Consider the following 18,181-nt stretch of genomic DNA (forward strand, 5'->3'; position numbering starts at 1 on the left):
ATGGACGATGCCTATTCAAAATTGGGGAATTGTTTTAAACCAATTTACCCTTATATTTGATAAAAGGCTCCGATTATAAAACCGAAGCCTTGACTTTTCAACTTACACACTTTATGGGACAGTGTCTCAAAAATTCGCCGCAATTATGCAAGGCTGGATGCTTTTTAGAGATGTGTCCAGACGGTAGCTCGATTTGAGTTGCTTTTGTTCAATGTGTATTCCAAACTGAAATAAGTTTTATAATCAAAAAAAGTATTTTTATTAATAAGTATAAGTGTTAATACTATAAAGTTCTTCTGGGTTCGTTCCATTTTTTCTGTAAAATTTATTTATCAATACACTTCCATTTAAATTATAAGTAATCTCGTTTCTTGATGAATATATTGTCGAAGATGTATTGTTATTACTTATAGAACTAATTTCATTATTTTGGTTTGCCCACCATAATGTATAATTAGAAAATCCTAAAACATTAGCAAACGGGTTCTTTTTAGTATCAAAACTATATTCAATAGTACTCTTTTGAATAGGATTACCTACATTTACAACAAAAGATTCCTCTTTTATCAAGTTCCCATTCAAAACGGTATAAACAGAAGAGTTGCCTCTTGGTTCCAATGCTCCAGATATACCGCTATAATGAGTACCTAATACGGTACCATCAACATTATAATCAAATACTATCTTATAAATATTGTTATTATTCTGAGTATTCTCAAGTGAAATCATTTTGTTTTTATCATTATATAAATATACTGTCGAACTCTGAACAACACCTGCATTATTAAATGACTCCAATTTCATTATTAAATTTCCTGTATAAGTATATATATCTTTATTTGACTCTGTTGACGCAGCACCTCCAGCAATCAAATAGTTACCTGAAACACTAATTAATTTATTTATAATTATTGGATCATAAGTAAAAGTAGAAAAGCTTTTGTATTCAGTAGTCATTACATTACTAGCATCGTATTTATAAACTTCAAAAGTTCTTGTTTTAGGAACTTCCAATACTACTTTTTCAGAAGCAATACCTTTTGGACTTTCTTGACCTGACAAATTTACTGTAACAGTATATGTAAAAGCTCCTGTAGTAGTTAAAACATCTGTGAATTTTGCTTCCGTAAGTGGAGTTGAATTAATTTTTACAGTGTCATCATTTCTGTAAATATTATAAGTAATTCCTGCCCCTGTTACCGCTTGCCATGTAATTTTTATTGAATTTCCATCCAAAACTGCTTCAGCAGTAGTTGCCGACGGTACAACAATTGGTGTATCTTCATTACTACTGCAAGATTCAAGCATAAAAAAAGAAACACATACTAGTAGAATTATTTTTTTCATAATTTTCTTTCATATTTTTTTAGGATGTGAAAATAGTAATTTTTTTACAATAACAATGTAAAGCATATACAATTAGCAAATTAAAATTCATTTTTTTTTATAAATAATAAAAAGTAATAACACAATAATTAAAAAATGTAATTCCGATAAAGCTTTAAAGCAAAAAAAATGATGAGTCAACAATTCCCATTAATTGAGCATCCTAATCATTATTAAATGATTTGCAAGCCTATTTCACATCTAATTGCAATTCTATTTAAAACAAAACCATTACTAAATTTGACTTTAAAAAAGAGAGTAAACAAAGATAATCTCAACAAAAACTGAAATAAATTATTCAATATTAAATTTAAATCCATAATAAAATGAAATATTAAACTATTCGCAAAAACGATCCTAAAGGCTTTGTTCTTTTATAAAAAATAGTACTTTTGGAAAATCAAAAATGAAAAATTTTAGCAGCACATATCATCCTTCGATAACAACTCAAATCTGGGTTGCACTTGCTGTTACAACTACATCTACTACAACTACTACCCCTTAGGGGTATACATTTTACATATAATCCAGCTGCTGTACTTTTTTCTTAAAGAAAGATAGTCATGGGTGTATAGAAGCCTTTTGCACTTTAAAAACAACAAAATACAATATAAATATCGTTAAGATTTCAAATACTGATGATCATATAAAATAGCGATACCAAATTACATTAAAACAAATACAAAATAATATCTACATATGAAAGTATTAAAATTTGGCGGAACTTCGGTGGCCAATGCAGAAAACATAAAACTAGTTTTAGATATAGTCCTAAATAAAGCACAAGACGAAAAACTAGTTGTTGTTGTATCCGCCCTTAGTAAAGTAACCGATTTGTTGCAATTGGCTGCATCAAAAGCAGCAGCTAATGATGAGAGTTTCAAAGATATTGTAACCGAAATCGAGAAAAAACATTTAGAGGCACTTAAACAACTGATTCCTGTTAGTGAACAAAGTGGCCTGTTAAGTCATATCAAAAGAATCGTCAATCACTTAGAAACATTGCTTGATGGTTGCTTTTTATTAGGAGAATTATCCCCAAGAACATTAGATACCATTCTAAGTTTTGGAGAATTATTATCATCTTACATCATTGCTGAAGCTTTAAAACAAAAGCTAAAAAACAGCAGTTATAAAGACAGTCGAGAATTGATTAAAACCAATAATCAATTTGGAAAAGCAGCAGTAAACTTTGAACTTTCTAATCAACTGGTTGTTCATTTTTTTGCTTCGAATGATAATCAAGTAGTCGTAATGCCTGGCTTCATTGCCACTTCAGAAGATGGAATCAACACTACTCTAGGTCGTGGCGGATCGGATTATACAGCAGCCATTATTGCAGGAGCTTTGAATGCAAGTGACTTGGAAATTTGGACTGATGTAAACGGAATGTTTACTGCGAATCCTAAAATTGTAAAACAAGCACAACCCATAGCAACAATATCTTATCAAGAAGCAATGGAATTGTCTCATTTTGGAGCCAAAGTATTATATCCACCAACTATTCAGCCTGTTTTAAGAAAAAGCATTCCGATTTATATCAAGAATACTTTCGAACCACAAGCCGAAGGAACTTTGATTTCCAATAATTTCATACCGCATACTAATCCTGTAAAAGGAATTACCCATATCGACAACATTACTTTGATTACTCTGGAAGGTTCCGGAATGATTGGAGTTGCCGGTTCTTCTAAACGATTATTTGAAGTTTTATCGAATGAAAATATCAACGTTATTTTTATCACTCAAGCATCATCGGAACATTCTATATGTATTGGTATTTTAAATTCGGATGCTGATACTGCCGAAAATGCCATCAACAAAGCCTTTCAAGTAGAAATTGCACAAAACAAAATTGACCCTTGTATTGTAGAGAAAAATCTTTGCATTATCGCTTTGGTAGGTGAAAACATGAAAAATCACCAAGGTTTAAGTGGAAGAATGTTTAGCACTTTAGGAAAAAATAATGTCAACATTCGTGCAATTGCCCAAGGTGCTTCCGAAAGAAATATTTCTGTGGTTATTAATGAAAGAGACGTAAAAAAAGCGCTAAATACTTTACACGAAAACTTCTTCGAAGAAAACACTAAGCAATTAAACTTGTTTGTAATGGGTGTTGGAAATGTGGGTGAGAAATTCATCGAACAAATCCATAAGCAGAAAAAATTCTTAAAAGAAAATTTAAAAATAAACGTAAGAGTTATTGCTGTTTCCAATTCTAGAAAAATGTATTTTGATGAAGACGGAATGCCGTTGAAAGAATGGCAATCACTTCTTGAAAAAGGAGAAACAGCCAACAGAGAACAATTTATTGCAAATGTAAAAGCACTCAATTTACGTAACAGTATTTTTGTGGATATCACTGCCAATGAAGAAGTGTCAAAAACATACGATCAGTATTTAAAACAAAACGTGGCTGTAGTAACTTGTAACAAAATTGCTTGTTCATCTGCCTATGATAATTACAAAAACCTAAAAAGTTTATCCCGTAAATTCAATGCTCCTTTCCTTTTTGAAACGAATGTTGGAGCTGGATTACCAATCATAGATACGGTAAAAAATCTAATTGCTTCTGGCGATAAAGTGCACAAAATTCAAGCCGTTTTGTCAGGTAGTTTAAACTTTATTTTTAATAATTTTGATGAAAATAATACTTTTCATGACGTAGTAAAAGAAGCTGGAGTTCAAGGTTTTACAGAGCCAGACCCAAAAATTGATTTGAGCGGAATTGACGTTGCCAGAAAGATCCTTATTTTGATACGTGAAAGCGGTTATCAAATGGAAATTGAAGATATTGAAAACAAATCTTTTCTTCCAAATGCATGTATGGAAACTACCAATAATGATGCTTTTTTCACTTCATTAAAAGATCATGCAAAACACTTTGAATCTATTTTGGCTGAAGCCAAACAAAAAGATAGCCGATTAAAATTTGTTGCTCAATTCGAAGATGGAAAAGCAAGTGTAGGTTTACAATTCATCCCAAAAGACCATCCATTTTACAATTTGGAAGGAAAAGACAATATCGTTTTATTCTATACAGATCGTTACGTTGATCAACCGTTATTGATAAAAGGTGCTGGTGCAGGAGCAGCGGTTACAGCTTCGGGAATTTTTGCCGATGTGATTCGAATAGGAAATATATAATTTATAGTTGATGGTTGTTGGTTAATGGTTGATAAACAGAAACAGAAACCGACAACAAACAACCATCGACCAACAACAATATTTATGACTGAAATAAAAATATTTTGCCCCGCTACCATCGCGAATCTTTCATGTGGTTTTGATGTACTCGGACTTTGTTTAGCTACTGCTGGCGATGAAATGATTGTTCGTAAATCGGATGTGAAAGGAGTTCGCATTACTAAAATCGTAGGAGCGGATTTACCAATGGAAACCGAAAATAATGTTGCCGGAGTTGCCGCTTTGGCGATGTTGGAGGAAGTGGAAACCGAATTTGGTTTTGAGATTGAAATCTACAAACATATCAAAGCAGGAAGCGGAATCGGAAGCAGTGCTGCCAGTTCAGCGGGTGCTGTTTTTGGAATCAACGAATTATTGGGACGCCCTTTCACCAGAAAAGAATTAGTAAAATTTGCCATGCAAGGTGAAAAGTTAGCCAGTGGTAATGCCCATGCGGATAACGTTGCCCCTGCCCTTTTGGGAGGTTTCACTTTGGTAAGATGCTCGAATCCTCTGGATATTATTAAAATTCAAAGCCCTTCTGAATTATATGCAACTGTAGTTCATCCGCAGATTGAATTGAAAACATCAGATGCTCGTTCGGTATTGAAACAAACGGTCTCCTTAAAAAGCGCTATTACCCAATGGGGAAATGTGGGTGGATTAGTCGCAGGATTGTACACTCAAGATTATGAATTAATAGGACGGTCGTTGCACGATGAAATTATTGAACCTGTTCGCTCTATGCTGATTCCTGGCTTTGATTTAATCAAACAAACCGCTTATGATAACGGAGCTTTGGGTTCTGGAATCTCTGGTTCTGGCCCTTCAATTTTTGCTTTAAGTAAAGGAAAAGAAAATGCCGACAAAATTGCCAAAGCCATGAGCGCCGTTTACGAAGAAATGAATTTACCTTATGAAATTCACGTTTCCAAAGTGAACGACGAAGGAATGAAGATAATTTAATCCCCCTAACCCCCGAAGGGGAAATAAAAATATAAAATTCTAAATTTTAATAAAAACATCCTGAATCACGTTTCGACTCCCTCTCCTTTGGGGAGGGTTGAGGTAGGGATTCTAAAATTAGTATCACAATGAAATATTACAGCTTAAACCATAATGCACCAAACGTTTCTTTTCAAGAAGCAGTAATACAAGGATTAGCAACCGACAAAGGATTGTATTTCCCGGAAACCTTAACGCCATTAGCACCAAGTTTTTTTGAGAATATTGAAAATTTATCACACGAAGAAATTGCTTTTGAAGCAATCAAACAATTTGTAGGAGACGAAATTCCTGCCGAAACTTTAAAACAAATCATAGCCGAAACTTTATGTTTTGATTTCCCATTGGTGGAAGTTGAAAACGGAATCTATTCCCTTGAATTATTTCACGGCCCGACTATGGCATTCAAAGACGTGGGCGCAAGATTTATGTCCCGCTGTCTGGCGTATTTTAACAGAGACAGCAAAAACAGTAAAAATACCGTTCTTGTAGCGACTTCCGGAGATACGGGAGGAGCAGTTGCCAGCGGTTTTCTTGGCGTGAACGGAGTCGATGTGGTTATTCTTTATCCTTCGGGGAAAGTGAGCGACATTCAGGAAAAACAACTGACTACTTTGGGACAAAATATAAAAGCCCTTGAAGTTGATGGTGTTTTTGACGACTGCCAGGACATGGTCAAAAAAGCGTTTCTCGATAAAGATTTAGAGCACATACACCTGACTTCTGCCAATTCAATTAATATTGCGCGTTGGTTACCTCAAATGTTTTACTTTTTCTTTGCATACAAAGCATTGAAAGCACAAAACAAACCATTAGTATTCTCTTGTCCAAGCGGAAACTTCGGAAATATTTGTGCGGGTATTATTGCTAAGAAATTAGGATTACCTATCGAACATTTTGTGGCTTCTACCAATGTAAATGATACCGTACCTAGATTCCTTGCCAACGGAATTTACGATCCAAAACCATCTATCGCTACGATTTCGAATGCTATGGATGTTGGGAATCCAAGTAACTTTGTTCGCATTCAGGAGATGTATCAAAATGATTTGGAGCAATTCAAAAAAGATTTCACTTCCTATACTTTTACCGATGCTGAAACTTTGGTAGCGATGAAAGCCATTCATAACGAAAGAGGCTATATCGCCGAACCGCACGGAGCAGTTGGCTATTTGGGGTTGAAAAAAGAATTGCAAAATATTCCCAACGCGATTGGTGTTTTTTTGGAAACGGCACATCCGATCAAGTTCCTGGACGTAGTGGAGCCTACTTTGGGCGTTACTTTACCCCTGCCAACACAAATAGAAAGCGTGATGAACAAAGAGAAAGTAAGTACCAAAATCAAGACATACGAAGAATTAAAAGCTTTCTTAGGATAGCTAATTTATACCACCACACACAAAACGGCTGAGATTTATTTCAGCCGTTTTTTTTTTGAGCTAATCCTGCTGTCCGCTATATCTGTGTGCCTGAACCTCAGGCACACAGGTAATTGCGAGAGCAATTCGACCATCAGGGCTACGACAGCATCAGGATTTTAAAAGATCTGTCATTCAATATGAAATTTAAAAATATGGTAAGAAAAAATACATATATTTGAATAAGCGAAATAAACTTTCGTCTATACACCTTTTGGTGTAATATGACTCACTAAACTTAAATTCAAGACAAAAAAACTTTATGAAAGTTACTATTTGCATTCTATTCATTATCCTAATTTCACATACAACTTTGTTTAGTCAAACTATTGACAAACTGAAAATTGACAACGCTGAAATGCCTAAAGAGTATTCTATTTCAGAAACTCTAAATTGCATTTCAATTCAAGCGTGTATGTTTTATAAACAGACCGATATGTACAGTATATTTCTTGGAAAAATAAAAAATAAATCTATTCAAAATTTTGAATGCAAAAACGATAGCGGAAGTATAATGTATTTTGAGTTTGAAGAGGATTTTAAAGGAGAAGGTTTTTTAACTGGATTATTATGGGGACAAGCAAAAAAACCAACAACAGAACATCCTGAACAAATCTTTGCAAAAGGTGATTTTTTAGTCATTTGGAGTTTTAACAGCAAAAGTGAACTTCAGAAAATATCTGAAAATAAAGTAAAACAAATACTAAATTAAAAATACTACCGCCAACAAGTATAACGGATTTGGACAGTTGACTTAATAAAAAATCGTTTTGTGTTTGGCAAATTATGGCAAATCCGAAGATAAGACTTAATTAAACCGCACACCGCTAGTAGCAAACGGACGTTAGGAAGAATAATAAAAAATCATTTAAAATATGGATAATTCGGAAATTGAAAAGGAAATTTTAAGGTATAACAATTCTCCTTTGGAAAAATTATCGGGACTTACTCCTACCCAAACTCACGAACTAATCCACAATCCTTTGGGTGAAAATTCTTGTATTAAATTTAACTCAACCATCAATAATGATACGCTAAATGAAATTCCTTTTTTTAAAATTTCAGAAGAGCTTTTAAAAATCATTGAACGTGATGGCTTTATAAAACTCACTCCACTTGGCGCTCTTCCCAAAAAAATATTGACAGAATTGTATGAATACAAATTTATTATTGAACAACTTATTGAATCTGGAATAAACAAACTTTGGAGAGAAGATGATTGTATTGCAATAAAAACGGCCCGTATAGTTTGCACATCAACAAATCTTGTCAAAAAAAGTAATGGTAAGCTTTTACTAACTAAAAATGGGGAACGATGTCTAAAAAGCGAAAATCGTGTTGAGCTTTTTAAAGTTATTTTTTTAATATTTACCGAAAAATATAATTGGGGCTACAGTGACGGATATCCTAATGAACCTGTTGGACAATATGGCTATTTATTTTCTATCTTCTTATTAAAAAAGTTTGGCAAAAATGAAAATCCTGAAAATTTTTACGCTTTGAAATACCTAAAAGTTTTCGAGAAATTTATAACTCTATTTGATGAGGATTATTCAACACCCGAAGAACAATTTAATAATTGCTATTATTTGAGAACGTTTGAAAGATTCACAGATTGGTTTGGGTTTACTAAAACAATTGGAAATCGTAGTCTTTTTAGTGAACAAAAAGTCAAAATCATAAAAACTGAACTACTTGATAAAATATTCATTTACAATTAAAAAATAACAAAACTCACCGTCAAGCAAAATTTTTACTCAAACAAAAAAATTTAATCCAAAAAACATTAAATTTAACTCTCTAAAAAAGAACATCATGGCAAATAAAGTTACACTTCACAGAGTTTTTACATCACCTCCTGAGAAAGTTTACAGAGCATTCACAGATGCTGATGCAATGGCGTCTTGGATACCTCCTTATGGTTTTGTCTGCAAAGTTCATAGTATGGATTTCCAAATTGGCGGAAAATACAAAATGTCGTTTACTAATTTTACTACGGGTAGCAGTCATTCATTTGGTGGCGAATATTTAGAAATTATACCCAATGAGCGATTAAAATACACAGACGTGTTTGACGACCCAAATTTACCGGGACAAATGATTACCACAATCGAACTGCGAAAAGTACTTTGCGGTACAGAACTTTTTGCTACACAGGAAGGGATACCTGATGTCATACCGACAGAAATGTGTTATTTAGGCTGGCAGGAATCATTAGACAAATTAAAACGTTTGGTAGAACCGAATATCCCGGATGCTTAACTTAGTAATCTAAAAATTAAAAAAATGGCAAAACAAATTTTTATCAATTTAGCAGTAACCGATTTGCAAAAATCTATGGCCTTTTATACTGCATTAGGCTTTACAAACAATCCTCAATTTTCGGACGACAGCGGAAAGTGTATGGTTTGGAGTGAAAACATTTTTGTGATGCTGTTGACACACGAAAAATTTTCAAACTTTGCAACCAAACCCATTGCAGACACCAAATCAAGCGTAGCGGGACTTTTTTCATTATCGACTGACAGTGTTGATGAAGTTAACAGTATTATGGAAAATGGACTAAAGGCTGGCGGAATTGAGCCAAGCGAAATGAAAGATTATGGTTTTATGCAACAGCGGACTATCGAAGATTTTGATGGACACACTTGGGAAATTTTCTATATGGATATTTCAAAATTCCCAACAGCACAGTAAGCCAAGAAACAAGACAAACAACTAATTTTCGTGCAAATAAAAAATGCTGTACTATTAATTGCATATTTTTCCCGTTTGTTTCTTTCTTTTTGATAGCCAAAATACTCACGTCTATTCCCTGCCTGATTTTGCAAACAACATTAACAGGTTGAATTCCCACAGCAAATTAAGGCCTTATTTCATCACAAAATTAAAGAACTGATAAACCCAACAATAAGGTTATTAAAGCTTTGAAAAAGCAATAAAAAAACACAATTAAAAAACGCACCAATGTTTATCATTTCATTATCATATAAAAAAGACCTCAGTGAGGTAGATAAATTTATCGAATCACATATTCTATTTTTAGACAAATACTATTCAGAAAAGAAATTCATTTTTTCAGGAAGGAAAAATCCAAGAACAGGTGGCGTAATATTAGTTCGTAATGTGGACAGAGATACGCTTCAGGAAATTATTAAGCAAGATCCTTTTTATCAAAATGAAATCGCTGATTATGACATTACCGAAGTAATCCCAACCAAATATGATGAAGATTTTAAGATTTTCATAGAAAAATAGCGTTTTACTATTTAGACCAAAACCAATATTAAATTCTTTCGATTTTTTATCAGAGGAAATATCAATGTTTCACCGCTAAATTTCTTCATCAGCGTAAAGCTCGCGTAAGGGATTACCTCACATTGTATTTATTTTCATTGGAGTTCAGTGAATTTCATTTGCGGCGATATCTCCCGATTTAGAAAAACAAGGCTTTTTAGCCGTAGTTTTTTATATCGGGAATAAAGCCAAAAGCCCGACCACAAAACCAGTAGAAAGAGGAATCAAAAACGAAATTTTCTGCTTTGGGGTTACGCCCAAATTATAAAAATAGGAGGAGTTACAAAACCAATTCTTCAAACAGTCGTTGAATGGTTTTATCCAAATCCGTGCAAAAACCTGAATGTGGTCTGGAAGTTTGTATTGCTGAGCTACGGATAGCGGTTAGCCAACGAAAACGAGACGGAATATCAAACGCGCCAATAGGGCCGCCGTCTTTGCCCCCGTGAGCGATTTTTTGAAATGAGGATAAATTTAATTCGAGTTGTTCCAAATCAAAATCTTCAGAAAACATAAGCAATTTTGCCTCATTAACAGAATAGAGCATTTTTATGAATTTGGCGCTTTTGCAAAACAGAATAACGCCTACATTCAGGAATTCCTCTCGTTCCACCCTTGGCACAACGCGAATAACGGCATATTCATATAAGTTTTTCTCTTGCATTTTGGGCTTCATTTATAAAAATTTCTGAATGGTTCAACCTTGTCCATAAAAACTGGAAGTAAATGGCTCTAATTTCGTCAGGAGTTAGCTCGGTATCTTCCCAATCGAGCCAATCTTCGGGTATGTAATTGACAATATCTTGCAATATATCTTTGGTGAGTAACTTCCTAAAAGCAACATCAGTTGTCGCCAATTTGCTGGCTTGTGGCAATAACACATGATCTTTTATTAAGGCAAAAGGACTTTTGGCATGTGTTTCCCATGTATTCCATGAATGGTGAAAATACAAAGATGCCCCGTGGTCGATGAGCCATAATTCTTTGTGCCAAATGAGCATATTGGTATTCCGGAACGTGCGATCGACATTCGTAATAAAGGCATCGAGCCAGACAATTTGTGACGACAATTCAGGAGACAATTTCGTTACTACGGGGTCAAAAGTAATAGCTCCCGACAAAAAATGCAATGCCAAATTGAGCCCTTGGCTGCCTTGCAATAAATCTTGAATTTCCTCATCGCCTTCGGTACGGCCAAAAGCTTCGTCGAGATTAGCAAATACCAATTCGGGCATTTTCAGATTTAATACTCTTGCAATTTCTCCGCCAATCAGTTCGGCAATCAAGGCTTTTACGCCGTGACCCGCACCCCTGAATTTCAAAACATATTTAAAATCATCATCCGCTTCGGCAAGAGCAGGCAACGAACCACCTTCCCGCAGTGGCGAAATATAGCGCGTAACATTTACGGTTCTTAATTCAAGTGGTTTTTTCATAGTATGATTTTACGAACTACAAACGTACAAATAACTATTCTCTTTTAAGAGGCTAAGACGCTAAGAAACTAAGATGCTAAGATTTAAGTAGACTATTCAAAACGTTACACTTTTAAAAAATTTGAACTTTTAAGCAACCTTAATCCTCCAAACTCAAATACGCTTTCCCAATATTTGCAATAATATCCGAAGCGATAAAAGATTGATAACCCGTTTCGGGCAAAGCGATATCGGCGGTTAAACCATGTAAATAAACACCAATTAGTGCCGAATCCACGGCTTTGTAGGATTGTGCCAAAAGGCTCGTAATCATTCCCGTCAGAACATCTCCACTTCCGGCGGTAGCTAGGGCAGCGTTTCCTGTAGTATTTTCATAAATTGTCTCGCCATCAATAATATATGTTGGTGCTCCTTTCATCACAATTACCACATGATTCACTAGCGAAAAAACAACCGTTTTACCAAACATTTCTTCTTTTGTATACCATTTTCCAATCAAACGTTCAAGTTCTTTGGGATGCGGTGTCAAAACTGTTCTGGGAGGTACTAGCGCCACCCAAGACGGATTATGGGACAAAATATTCAGCGCATCGGCATCGATAACCAACGGAGTGCTCGTGTTTGACAAAAAATCATGAAAAGCCTTTTGAGTTGCCATTTTCTGTCCCATTCCCGGACCAATTCCAATAGCATCAGCCTCCAATTCAAAACTAATATCTGAAAGGTATCTTTCGTGTTCATCCGTTACCACCATCACTTCGAGAATGGAGGTTTGTACAATTTCGTAGCCACAAAGCGGCACAAAAGTCGTCACTAGCCCGCAACCCGTCTTCAGCGCTGCTTTACTGGACAGGCACATCGCACCAATCTTACCATAGCTCCCGCCAATTAGCAAAGCATGTCCCTGTATGCCTTTGTGCGTATATTTATCAATGGGTTTGTACCGTTTCAGGATTTCATTTCGGTCAATGGCAATTGGAGTATTCATGAGCTTGTAATTTCTATTAAAAGTACGAAATTCTGAAACTAAAATACCAAAACTTAAAATGCAAATTCATAATTCTGAAATTTTCTGTACTTATTCATCACGACCCAACTTATATCTACCCTAAGTTTATAGTCACTCAACCTATTGCAGTAGAGGATTAAACAAAATAAGCTGCATTAAAAAAATGCAGCTTATTTTAAATTATGAAAGAAAACGTACTCCTTATTTGGTTTTCATAGGTGGCAAGTCAAATGCTTTTGAATCATGTTCAAAACCATTACGATGGGAACCATCGCAAAAAGGTTTGTTGGCAGATAATCCGCAACGGCAAAGTCCCAATGCTCCTCTTCCCTGCAGTCCGTAAATGTTACCATCTTGATCCATTATTTCGAAATCTCCTTCAATTTTTATTGATCCGTTGCGATTGATTATTAATTTTGTCTTATTCATAATATTATTTAATTTTTAGAGGCCAAAGATTGCAAAAAATATTTTTAGGGTTTCGCATTGATGTGTTTTTTTTTAGGATTCAAAATCCTTATTTATATTAATTCTATTTTATAGAAAACAAATTGCAATGAAAATCATAACCTGGAATTGTAATTTGGATTTTCTAAAAAAAGTAGAATCTGCATTGGCTCATAAACTTGATATTTTGATAATTAAAGAATGTAAAAATCTAGATAAATTGAAATTTGACAGTAAAATTCAGTTGCCAGCTGCTTTACTTTGGAACGGAAAATTTTCGTGTAAACTATGAAAGTTTTAAATAAATTGCAAGAAGTGAACTAGCTGCTAACTATTACTACGTCAAATACCTATAATCCAAATATTTAAAAAAAATCAAAAAAGATTTGCGAAACCGAATAGTTGCACATATATTTGCAACCAAAAGGTTTCATATTATAAAATCAATAAAAATGAGAAGAGACATTTTTCAAGCCATTGCCGACCCAACACGCAGGGCCATTATTACATTAATTGCAATACAAGCTATGACACCTAATGCCATTGCAGACAACTTTAACATGACTCGTCAAGCGGTGTCAAAACATTTACGAATACTCACGGAATGCGAGTTAATAAAACAAGAGCATCAGGGTAGAGAAATTTATTATTCCCTTGAAATTGAAAAAATGAAAGAGATTGACAAATGGTTAAACCAATTCAGAGAAATCTGGGAAATTAATTTTAACCAACTCGATATTGTATTATCCACCATTAAAAAAAATAAAAAATGAAAAACAATTTGCTATTTGATTTTACCGTTGACAAAACAGCAAAAACGGTATTTATAAACAGAGAATTTGAGGCCGAACTTCCACTGGTATGGGATGCGTTTACGAAACCCGAACTATTGGATCAATGGGTTGCACCAAAACCCTGGATATCCAAAACGAAATATATGGATTTCAAAGTTGGCGGACGAAGATTTTATGCCATGGTAAGCCCCGAAGGAATTGAACGTTGGGCAATTCAGAGATATACTTCCATCAGCCCGAAAACCAATTTTAAAATGCACAATAGCTTTGCAGATAAAGATGAAAATCCTGAATTATTGGGTTCTGATTGGGATTTTAGTTTCAGTGAACAAAATGGCATAACAAAATTGAGTTTGATTATTACAAATGAATCTCTTGAACGTATGGAAAAGATGATTGAAATGGGGTTTGTAGAAGGGTATAAAATGAGTATTGATAATTTAGAAAAATTATTGGATATTTTATCGCAAAAATAATTTTCATTTTCAATACAAATCTATGTAAAGGCGAAGTCTCGCTAATTAAGATTAACTTATTGTTAGGGTAACATTGCAAATAGGGAATTAAAATATTTTTGCAATACATTAACATAACAAATATTTTAAATGAAAAAACTGTTTCCAATTGTAGCTGTAATCCTTTTTGCCTTAAATGCAAATAGCCAAACCAAGAACTATGCAGCTCTTAAAGTAAAAATCTCTAACCTTCAAGTCGATTCTTTAGTGATCATCTCATATAAGAATCCAAATTTCAAAAAAGTCATAAAAGTAGATAAGGATGGAGTACTGAAAGATACTTTGAACGTAAGAGCGGATAAATATTATGTAAGCAATTGTTCAAGTGTTTTTCCAAATGGTATATATCTAAATAATGGTTACGACTTAAAGATCACTGTTGATGGCAAAGAACCTGGAAAAACCTTGGCTTTTACAGGAAAAGGCGCAGTCGAGAACGAGTTTGTCAAAACTTTTGCCAAAAATGAAGAGAATTTTGATTACGAATCTCTAATGCAATTGGACGAAGGCAAATTCAATAAACAAATTGACCAAATACGACTGAATTTGTTTGCAACCCTTGACAAGAAAAAATATGCATCTGATTTTGTGGTATATCAAATATCCTATTTAGACTATTTTATTGATATGAAAACCCAAACTTATAAGACCATCTTAGAAGAGCGAAAATAACATGCTTTCCTTTTAACAAATACACTTACAAGATATAAAAGCTATAAAAATCTTCTCGGTTTCTATAGCTTTTATTCTTTTATAATTATTATTGTTGCTTTATACCCCGTACCTACATTCCACTGATTTGCTGTAACAACTCCCTTGTCGTCATAAACATCGAATTCTGCAGTATTCGGTGAAGCGAAACCTTCATTCAAAGCTTCAAAATCAATTCTGTTAATTCCTTTCACCAGTTTTATTTCAAATCCTTTAAAATCTCCTTCCAAAACAACCTCGGGTTCAATAACTTTATTATTCAAATACACCTTTACTTTGTCGCCATCAAGAAATGCAGCATCACGGTAACGAATTTTGGAGGTCATAGACGTTGTTTTGAAACTGCCTAAATATTGATTTTTTTTATAGTAAACACCCTCAGTATTTGCCTCTTTTTTATACAAGTTGGTATCCTTAAAAAGTTCTGCTGGTTTAATTTGCAAGGAATCTGGCTTTTTCACGACATCGGGTGGTGTAACTTTTGATGAAATTTCTTTTGGAGGAATCATTTTTTCTTTTTTGGATTCTTTGGGCGGAACTCCTTTGAATTTAGAATTAAATTCCTCTTGGGCATATCCATTTAAGGACATACCAATGATAACAACAAAAAACAAAATCCTTTTCATAAGTGATATTTATTTATTAGTGATTATAAGTGTTACAGTTCTTAATTAATTAGAATCTATACAAAACCGTCGGACAAGTACAACCCCACTCTATTTATATAACAACCAATTCATGATATTTATTGCATTTTTGGAAAATGCGATTCTAAAATTACTCCTCTGGGATGAATTTATACTTAAAAAAAACTAACATTCAAACAACGTAGTATATAGAAGATTTGCTATTAAAACTTCTGCAATAAACATAGGCAATCAAAGTTGACGGTTTAAAAACAAAATATTATCTTTCATCCTAAATTTCAAGCATAAGAAAATACATCTAATTTAACTATAACACATCTAGTCCCTGCCTAGATAAAATTTACAAATTATAACATCATTTCTAATAACAAATATCAAGTAAGTCAAATCAATAATGAAGAAAATTTTCAAACGGACCTCTTTAGGAATTATTTTGCTTTATAGTTTCCATTCTTTTGGCCAAAATAAAAATAATTATAGTGTCAAAATCGACTCTTTAATTTCGAGTAAAACAACAAAACCTTTTAACGGAATCATTATCATTTCAAAAAATGGAAAGACCAGTTATTCAAAAATTATGGGTTATTCTGATTTAGAAAAGAAAGCACCATTACAGCCCAACAGCCAATTTGTTATTGGCTCCATTAGCAAGCAAATTACAGCAGTTTTAGTGTTACAAGAATATGAAAAAGGACATCTCAAACTGAATGAACCCATTCGTAAATACTTACCTGAACTTTCTCAAAATTGGGCCGACACTGTTACGGTTCATCATTTATTAACCCATACGCACGGAATTACGGAACTTGACAAACCAACTGCTTTCAAAGCTGGAACAGCGTTTAATTATTCTTATTCAAACACAGGTTATGATTTATTATCAAAGATTACGGAACGGACTTCGGGAAAATCATTTGCTGAACAATCAAAAGAACTGTTTCAAAAATGCGGAATGAAAAACACTTTTCATCCAGACACAAAAGAATATAAAAATTTGGTTAAAGGATATTCCGAACAAGAAAACGGAAAAATAGAACTCGAAAAAAATAGTTTCAGGAATGCTCCTGCAGCCGGTTCTTTTGTTTCCACCCAACCCGATTTGATTTTATGGAATCAAAATTTGCAAGGAGGAAAGCTGTTGAAAGCTGACACATACAAGATGATGACCACAAAACAGCAAGGAGCTATACGACAACATCCATTATCTGGAAAAACCGATTATGGTTATGGAATTACAGTAGACACAAAAGATGAAATTTTACAATTGGGACAAACAGGTTTTGCACCAGGATTTGTTTCAATGAATTTTTATTTTCCAGAAACCAAAACAACTTTAGTTGTGTTAGAAAATACTGCCTATGCCCCAAATGACTTGAGAAATACTTTTTTTTATCATACTCAAATTTTAAAAATAGTAAGGCAAGAGATTATAAATTTTCACGACTCAACTAAAAACGTTAATACTAAACACCATTAAAATGAGAAAAATATTAATCATTTCACACCTGCTTTTATTAGTAAGTATAAGTTCACATGGGCAACTGAAAAAGAACGAGGTCTTAAAACCTGAATTTGCAACTATTCTAGAAAGCCTGAAAGTAAAAGGAGCCGTTTTAATTTACGATGTTAAAAACAACACCTATTATTCGAATGATTTTACTTGGGCAAAAACGGGAATCATTCCAGCATCAACTTTTAAAATTCCAAATTCAATTATCGCTTTAGAAACGGGAGTAATCCAGAATGATTCAGTCATTTTTAAATGGAACGGAGAACAACGCAATAATAAAAAATGGGAACAGGATTTGACTTTTAAAAAAGCATTCCAAGTTTCTTGTGTTCCTTGTTACCAAGAAGTGGCTAGAAAAATTGGCGTTAACCGAATGAAAACCTACTTAAAGAAATTGGATTACCCTGGAATGTTTTTTGACACTATTACTATAGACAATTTTTGGTTACAAGGAGAATCCAAAATTTCCCAGATGCAACAAATTGACTTTTTGGAAAGATTGTATTTCTCTAAATTACCCATTTCCAAGCGAACCGAAAATACTATGAGAAACATCATGATAATAGAAAACACCAAAAGTTATACTTTAAGCGGTAAAACTGGTTGGGGGATGCGAGCTGATTTGGATAATGGCTGGTTTGTGGGCTATATAGAGACGAATAATTTGGCTTACTTTTTCGCTTTAAATGTCGAAATGAAAAATGCTACTATGGATAGTTTTCCTGCTATTCGAATGAATGCGATCAAAGAAGCGTTTAGGAAACTAAAATTGATTGAATAAAAACTACAAGCTATCATATACAAGATAACTTAAACAACC

20 protein-coding genes are annotated in these 18,181 nt (G+C 33.8%); 14 read left to right on the forward strand and 6 right to left on the reverse strand.

The window, feature by feature from the left end:
• Positions 1-261: 261 nt before the first annotated feature.
• Complete coding sequence (locus KZH69_RS10415; protein ID WP_219317381.1) at positions 262-1,347, reverse strand: hypothetical protein; 1,086 nt, start codon at positions 1,345-1,347, stop codon at positions 262-264.
• A 738-nt stretch (positions 1,348-2,085) separates the two neighbouring features.
• On the opposite strand from KZH69_RS10415, the gene thrA reads away from it, so the two are divergent.
• The 8 genes from thrA (at position 2,086) to KZH69_RS10455 (ending at position 10,253) form a co-directional block, all read left to right on the forward strand.
• Positions 2,086-4,533, forward strand: coding sequence for a bifunctional aspartate kinase/homoserine dehydrogenase I (gene thrA, locus KZH69_RS10420; RefSeq protein WP_219317382.1), 2,448 nt, complete (start codon positions 2,086-2,088; stop codon positions 4,531-4,533).
• 84 nt (positions 4,534-4,617) lie between these two features.
• Positions 4,618-5,538 carry a homoserine kinase gene (locus tag KZH69_RS10425; protein WP_219317383.1) on the forward strand — a complete coding sequence of 307 codons (921 nt, stop codon included), beginning with the start codon at positions 4,618-4,620 and terminating at the stop codon, positions 5,536-5,538.
• 128 nt (positions 5,539-5,666) lie between these two features.
• On the forward strand, positions 5,667-6,956 hold the full coding sequence (thrC, locus tag KZH69_RS10430; RefSeq protein ID WP_219317384.1) for a threonine synthase: 1,290 nt from the start codon (positions 5,667-5,669) through the stop codon (positions 6,954-6,956).
• Between the two features lie 301 nt (positions 6,957-7,257).
• Entirely contained in the window at positions 7,258-7,707 is a 450-nt protein-coding gene (locus KZH69_RS10435) for a hypothetical protein (protein ID WP_219317385.1), read from the forward strand.
• Between the two features lie 271 nt (positions 7,708-7,978).
• A complete protein-coding gene (locus tag KZH69_RS10440; protein ID WP_219317386.1) occupies positions 7,979-8,716 on the forward strand; it encodes a hypothetical protein in 738 nt (245 codons plus the stop codon).
• Positions 8,717-8,810: 94 nt separating this feature from the next.
• On the forward strand, positions 8,811-9,257 hold the full coding sequence (locus tag KZH69_RS10445; RefSeq protein WP_219317387.1) for an SRPBCC family protein: 447 nt from the start codon (positions 8,811-8,813) through the stop codon (positions 9,255-9,257).
• A gap of 24 nt (positions 9,258-9,281) precedes the next feature.
• Positions 9,282-9,692, forward strand: coding sequence for a VOC family protein (locus KZH69_RS10450; RefSeq protein ID WP_219317388.1), 411 nt, complete (start codon positions 9,282-9,284; stop codon positions 9,690-9,692).
• A gap of 270 nt (positions 9,693-9,962) precedes the next feature.
• A complete protein-coding gene (locus tag KZH69_RS10455; RefSeq protein ID WP_219317389.1) occupies positions 9,963-10,253 on the forward strand; it encodes a YciI family protein in 291 nt (96 codons plus the stop codon).
• 319 nt (positions 10,254-10,572) lie between these two features.
• Here KZH69_RS10455 and KZH69_RS10460 read toward each other — a convergent pair whose 3' ends face one another.
• The 4 genes from KZH69_RS10460 to KZH69_RS10475 all read right to left on the reverse strand — a co-directional run bounded on the left by KZH69_RS10460 (position 10,573) and on the right by KZH69_RS10475 (position 13,166).
• Positions 10,573-10,956, reverse strand: a complete 384-nt coding sequence (locus tag KZH69_RS10460) for a DUF3037 domain-containing protein (RefSeq protein WP_219317390.1) — start codon at positions 10,954-10,956, stop codon at positions 10,573-10,575.
• Positions 10,934-11,728 (reverse strand): HipA family kinase, encoded by a 795-nt coding sequence (locus KZH69_RS10465; protein ID WP_219317391.1) that lies wholly within the window; start codon positions 11,726-11,728, stop codon positions 10,934-10,936. The genes KZH69_RS10460 and KZH69_RS10465 overlap by 23 nt, the downstream gene beginning before the upstream one ends.
• 139 nt (positions 11,729-11,867) lie before the next feature.
• A complete protein-coding gene (locus KZH69_RS10470; protein WP_219317392.1) occupies positions 11,868-12,716 on the reverse strand; it encodes an NAD(P)H-hydrate dehydratase in 849 nt (282 codons plus the stop codon).
• 222 nt (positions 12,717-12,938) lie between these two features.
• On the reverse strand, positions 12,939-13,166 hold the full coding sequence (locus tag KZH69_RS10475) for a CDGSH iron-sulfur domain-containing protein (RefSeq protein ID WP_219317393.1): 228 nt from the start codon (positions 13,164-13,166) through the stop codon (positions 12,939-12,941).
• Positions 13,167-13,293: 127 nt separating this feature from the next.
• On the opposite strand from KZH69_RS10475, the gene KZH69_RS10480 reads away from it, so the two are divergent.
• From KZH69_RS10480 to KZH69_RS10495, 4 genes are all read left to right on the forward strand, one after another.
• Positions 13,294-13,476 carry a hypothetical protein gene (locus tag KZH69_RS10480; RefSeq protein ID WP_219317394.1) on the forward strand — a complete coding sequence of 61 codons (183 nt, stop codon included), beginning with the start codon at positions 13,294-13,296 and terminating at the stop codon, positions 13,474-13,476.
• A gap of 160 nt (positions 13,477-13,636) precedes the next feature.
• A complete protein-coding gene (locus KZH69_RS10485; protein ID WP_219317395.1) occupies positions 13,637-13,957 on the forward strand; it encodes an ArsR/SmtB family transcription factor in 321 nt (106 codons plus the stop codon).
• Complete coding sequence (locus KZH69_RS10490; RefSeq protein ID WP_219317396.1) at positions 13,954-14,454, forward strand: SRPBCC family protein; 501 nt, start codon at positions 13,954-13,956, stop codon at positions 14,452-14,454. The genes KZH69_RS10485 and KZH69_RS10490 overlap by 4 nt, the downstream gene beginning before the upstream one ends.
• Before the next feature lie 129 nt (positions 14,455-14,583).
• A complete protein-coding gene (locus tag KZH69_RS10495) occupies positions 14,584-15,165 on the forward strand; it encodes a hypothetical protein (RefSeq protein ID WP_219317397.1) in 582 nt (193 codons plus the stop codon).
• Between the two features lie 71 nt (positions 15,166-15,236).
• On the opposite strand, the gene KZH69_RS10500 is transcribed toward KZH69_RS10495, so the two are convergent.
• Positions 15,237-15,830, reverse strand: coding sequence for a hypothetical protein (locus KZH69_RS10500; RefSeq protein ID WP_219317398.1), 594 nt, complete (start codon positions 15,828-15,830; stop codon positions 15,237-15,239).
• Positions 15,831-16,245: 415 nt separating this feature from the next.
• On the opposite strand from KZH69_RS10500, the gene KZH69_RS10505 reads away from it, so the two are divergent.
• Both KZH69_RS10505 and blaOXA read left to right on the forward strand, forming a co-directional pair.
• Positions 16,246-17,328 (forward strand): serine hydrolase domain-containing protein, encoded by a 1,083-nt coding sequence (locus tag KZH69_RS10505; protein ID WP_219317399.1) that lies wholly within the window; start codon positions 16,246-16,248, stop codon positions 17,326-17,328.
• Position 17,329: 1 nt separating this feature from the next.
• Positions 17,330-18,142, forward strand: coding sequence for a class D beta-lactamase (blaOXA, locus tag KZH69_RS10510; RefSeq protein WP_219317400.1), 813 nt, complete (start codon positions 17,330-17,332; stop codon positions 18,140-18,142).
• Positions 18,143-18,181: the final 39 nt, after the last annotated feature.

The sequence above is a fragment of the Flavobacterium taihuense genome (genome assembly GCF_019351435.1).
GTDB lineage: Bacteria > Bacteroidota > Bacteroidia > Flavobacteriales > Flavobacteriaceae > Flavobacterium > Flavobacterium taihuense.

Coding starts and splice junctions, on each gene's coding strand:
- thrC (WP_219317384.1), top strand. CDS start 5,667: ATGAAATATTACAGCTTAAACCATAATGCACCAAACGTTTCTTTTCAA.
- KZH69_RS10465 (WP_219317391.1), bottom strand. CDS start 11,728: ATGAAAAAACCACTTGAATTAAGAACCGTAAATGTTACGCGCTATATT.
- KZH69_RS10460 (WP_219317390.1), bottom strand. CDS start 10,956: ATGCAAGAGAAAAACTTATATGAATATGCCGTTATTCGCGTTGTGCCA.
- KZH69_RS10490 (WP_219317396.1), top strand. CDS start 13,954: ATGAAAAACAATTTGCTATTTGATTTTACCGTTGACAAAACAGCAAAA.
- KZH69_RS10425 (WP_219317383.1), top strand. CDS start 4,618: ATGACTGAAATAAAAATATTTTGCCCCGCTACCATCGCGAATCTTTCA.
- KZH69_RS10480 (WP_219317394.1), top strand. CDS start 13,294: ATGAAAATCATAACCTGGAATTGTAATTTGGATTTTCTAAAAAAAGTA.
- KZH69_RS10505 (WP_219317399.1), top strand. CDS start 16,246: ATGAAGAAAATTTTCAAACGGACCTCTTTAGGAATTATTTTGCTTTAT.
- KZH69_RS10450 (WP_219317388.1), top strand. CDS start 9,282: ATGGCAAAACAAATTTTTATCAATTTAGCAGTAACCGATTTGCAAAAA.
- KZH69_RS10470 (WP_219317392.1), bottom strand. CDS start 12,716: ATGAATACTCCAATTGCCATTGACCGAAATGAAATCCTGAAACGGTAC.
- KZH69_RS10445 (WP_219317387.1), top strand. CDS start 8,811: ATGGCAAATAAAGTTACACTTCACAGAGTTTTTACATCACCTCCTGAG.
- thrA (WP_219317382.1), top strand. CDS start 2,086: ATGAAAGTATTAAAATTTGGCGGAACTTCGGTGGCCAATGCAGAAAAC.
- KZH69_RS10415 (WP_219317381.1), bottom strand. CDS start 1,347: ATGAAAAAAATAATTCTACTAGTATGTGTTTCTTTTTTTATGCTTGAA.
- KZH69_RS10475 (WP_219317393.1), bottom strand. CDS start 13,166: ATGAATAAGACAAAATTAATAATCAATCGCAACGGATCAATAAAAATT.
- KZH69_RS10435 (WP_219317385.1), top strand. CDS start 7,258: ATGAAAGTTACTATTTGCATTCTATTCATTATCCTAATTTCACATACA.
- KZH69_RS10485 (WP_219317395.1), top strand. CDS start 13,637: ATGAGAAGAGACATTTTTCAAGCCATTGCCGACCCAACACGCAGGGCC.
- KZH69_RS10495 (WP_219317397.1), top strand. CDS start 14,584: ATGAAAAAACTGTTTCCAATTGTAGCTGTAATCCTTTTTGCCTTAAAT.
- blaOXA (WP_219317400.1), top strand. CDS start 17,330: ATGAGAAAAATATTAATCATTTCACACCTGCTTTTATTAGTAAGTATA.
- KZH69_RS10455 (WP_219317389.1), top strand. CDS start 9,963: ATGTTTATCATTTCATTATCATATAAAAAAGACCTCAGTGAGGTAGAT.
- KZH69_RS10500 (WP_219317398.1), bottom strand. CDS start 15,830: ATGAAAAGGATTTTGTTTTTTGTTGTTATCATTGGTATGTCCTTAAAT.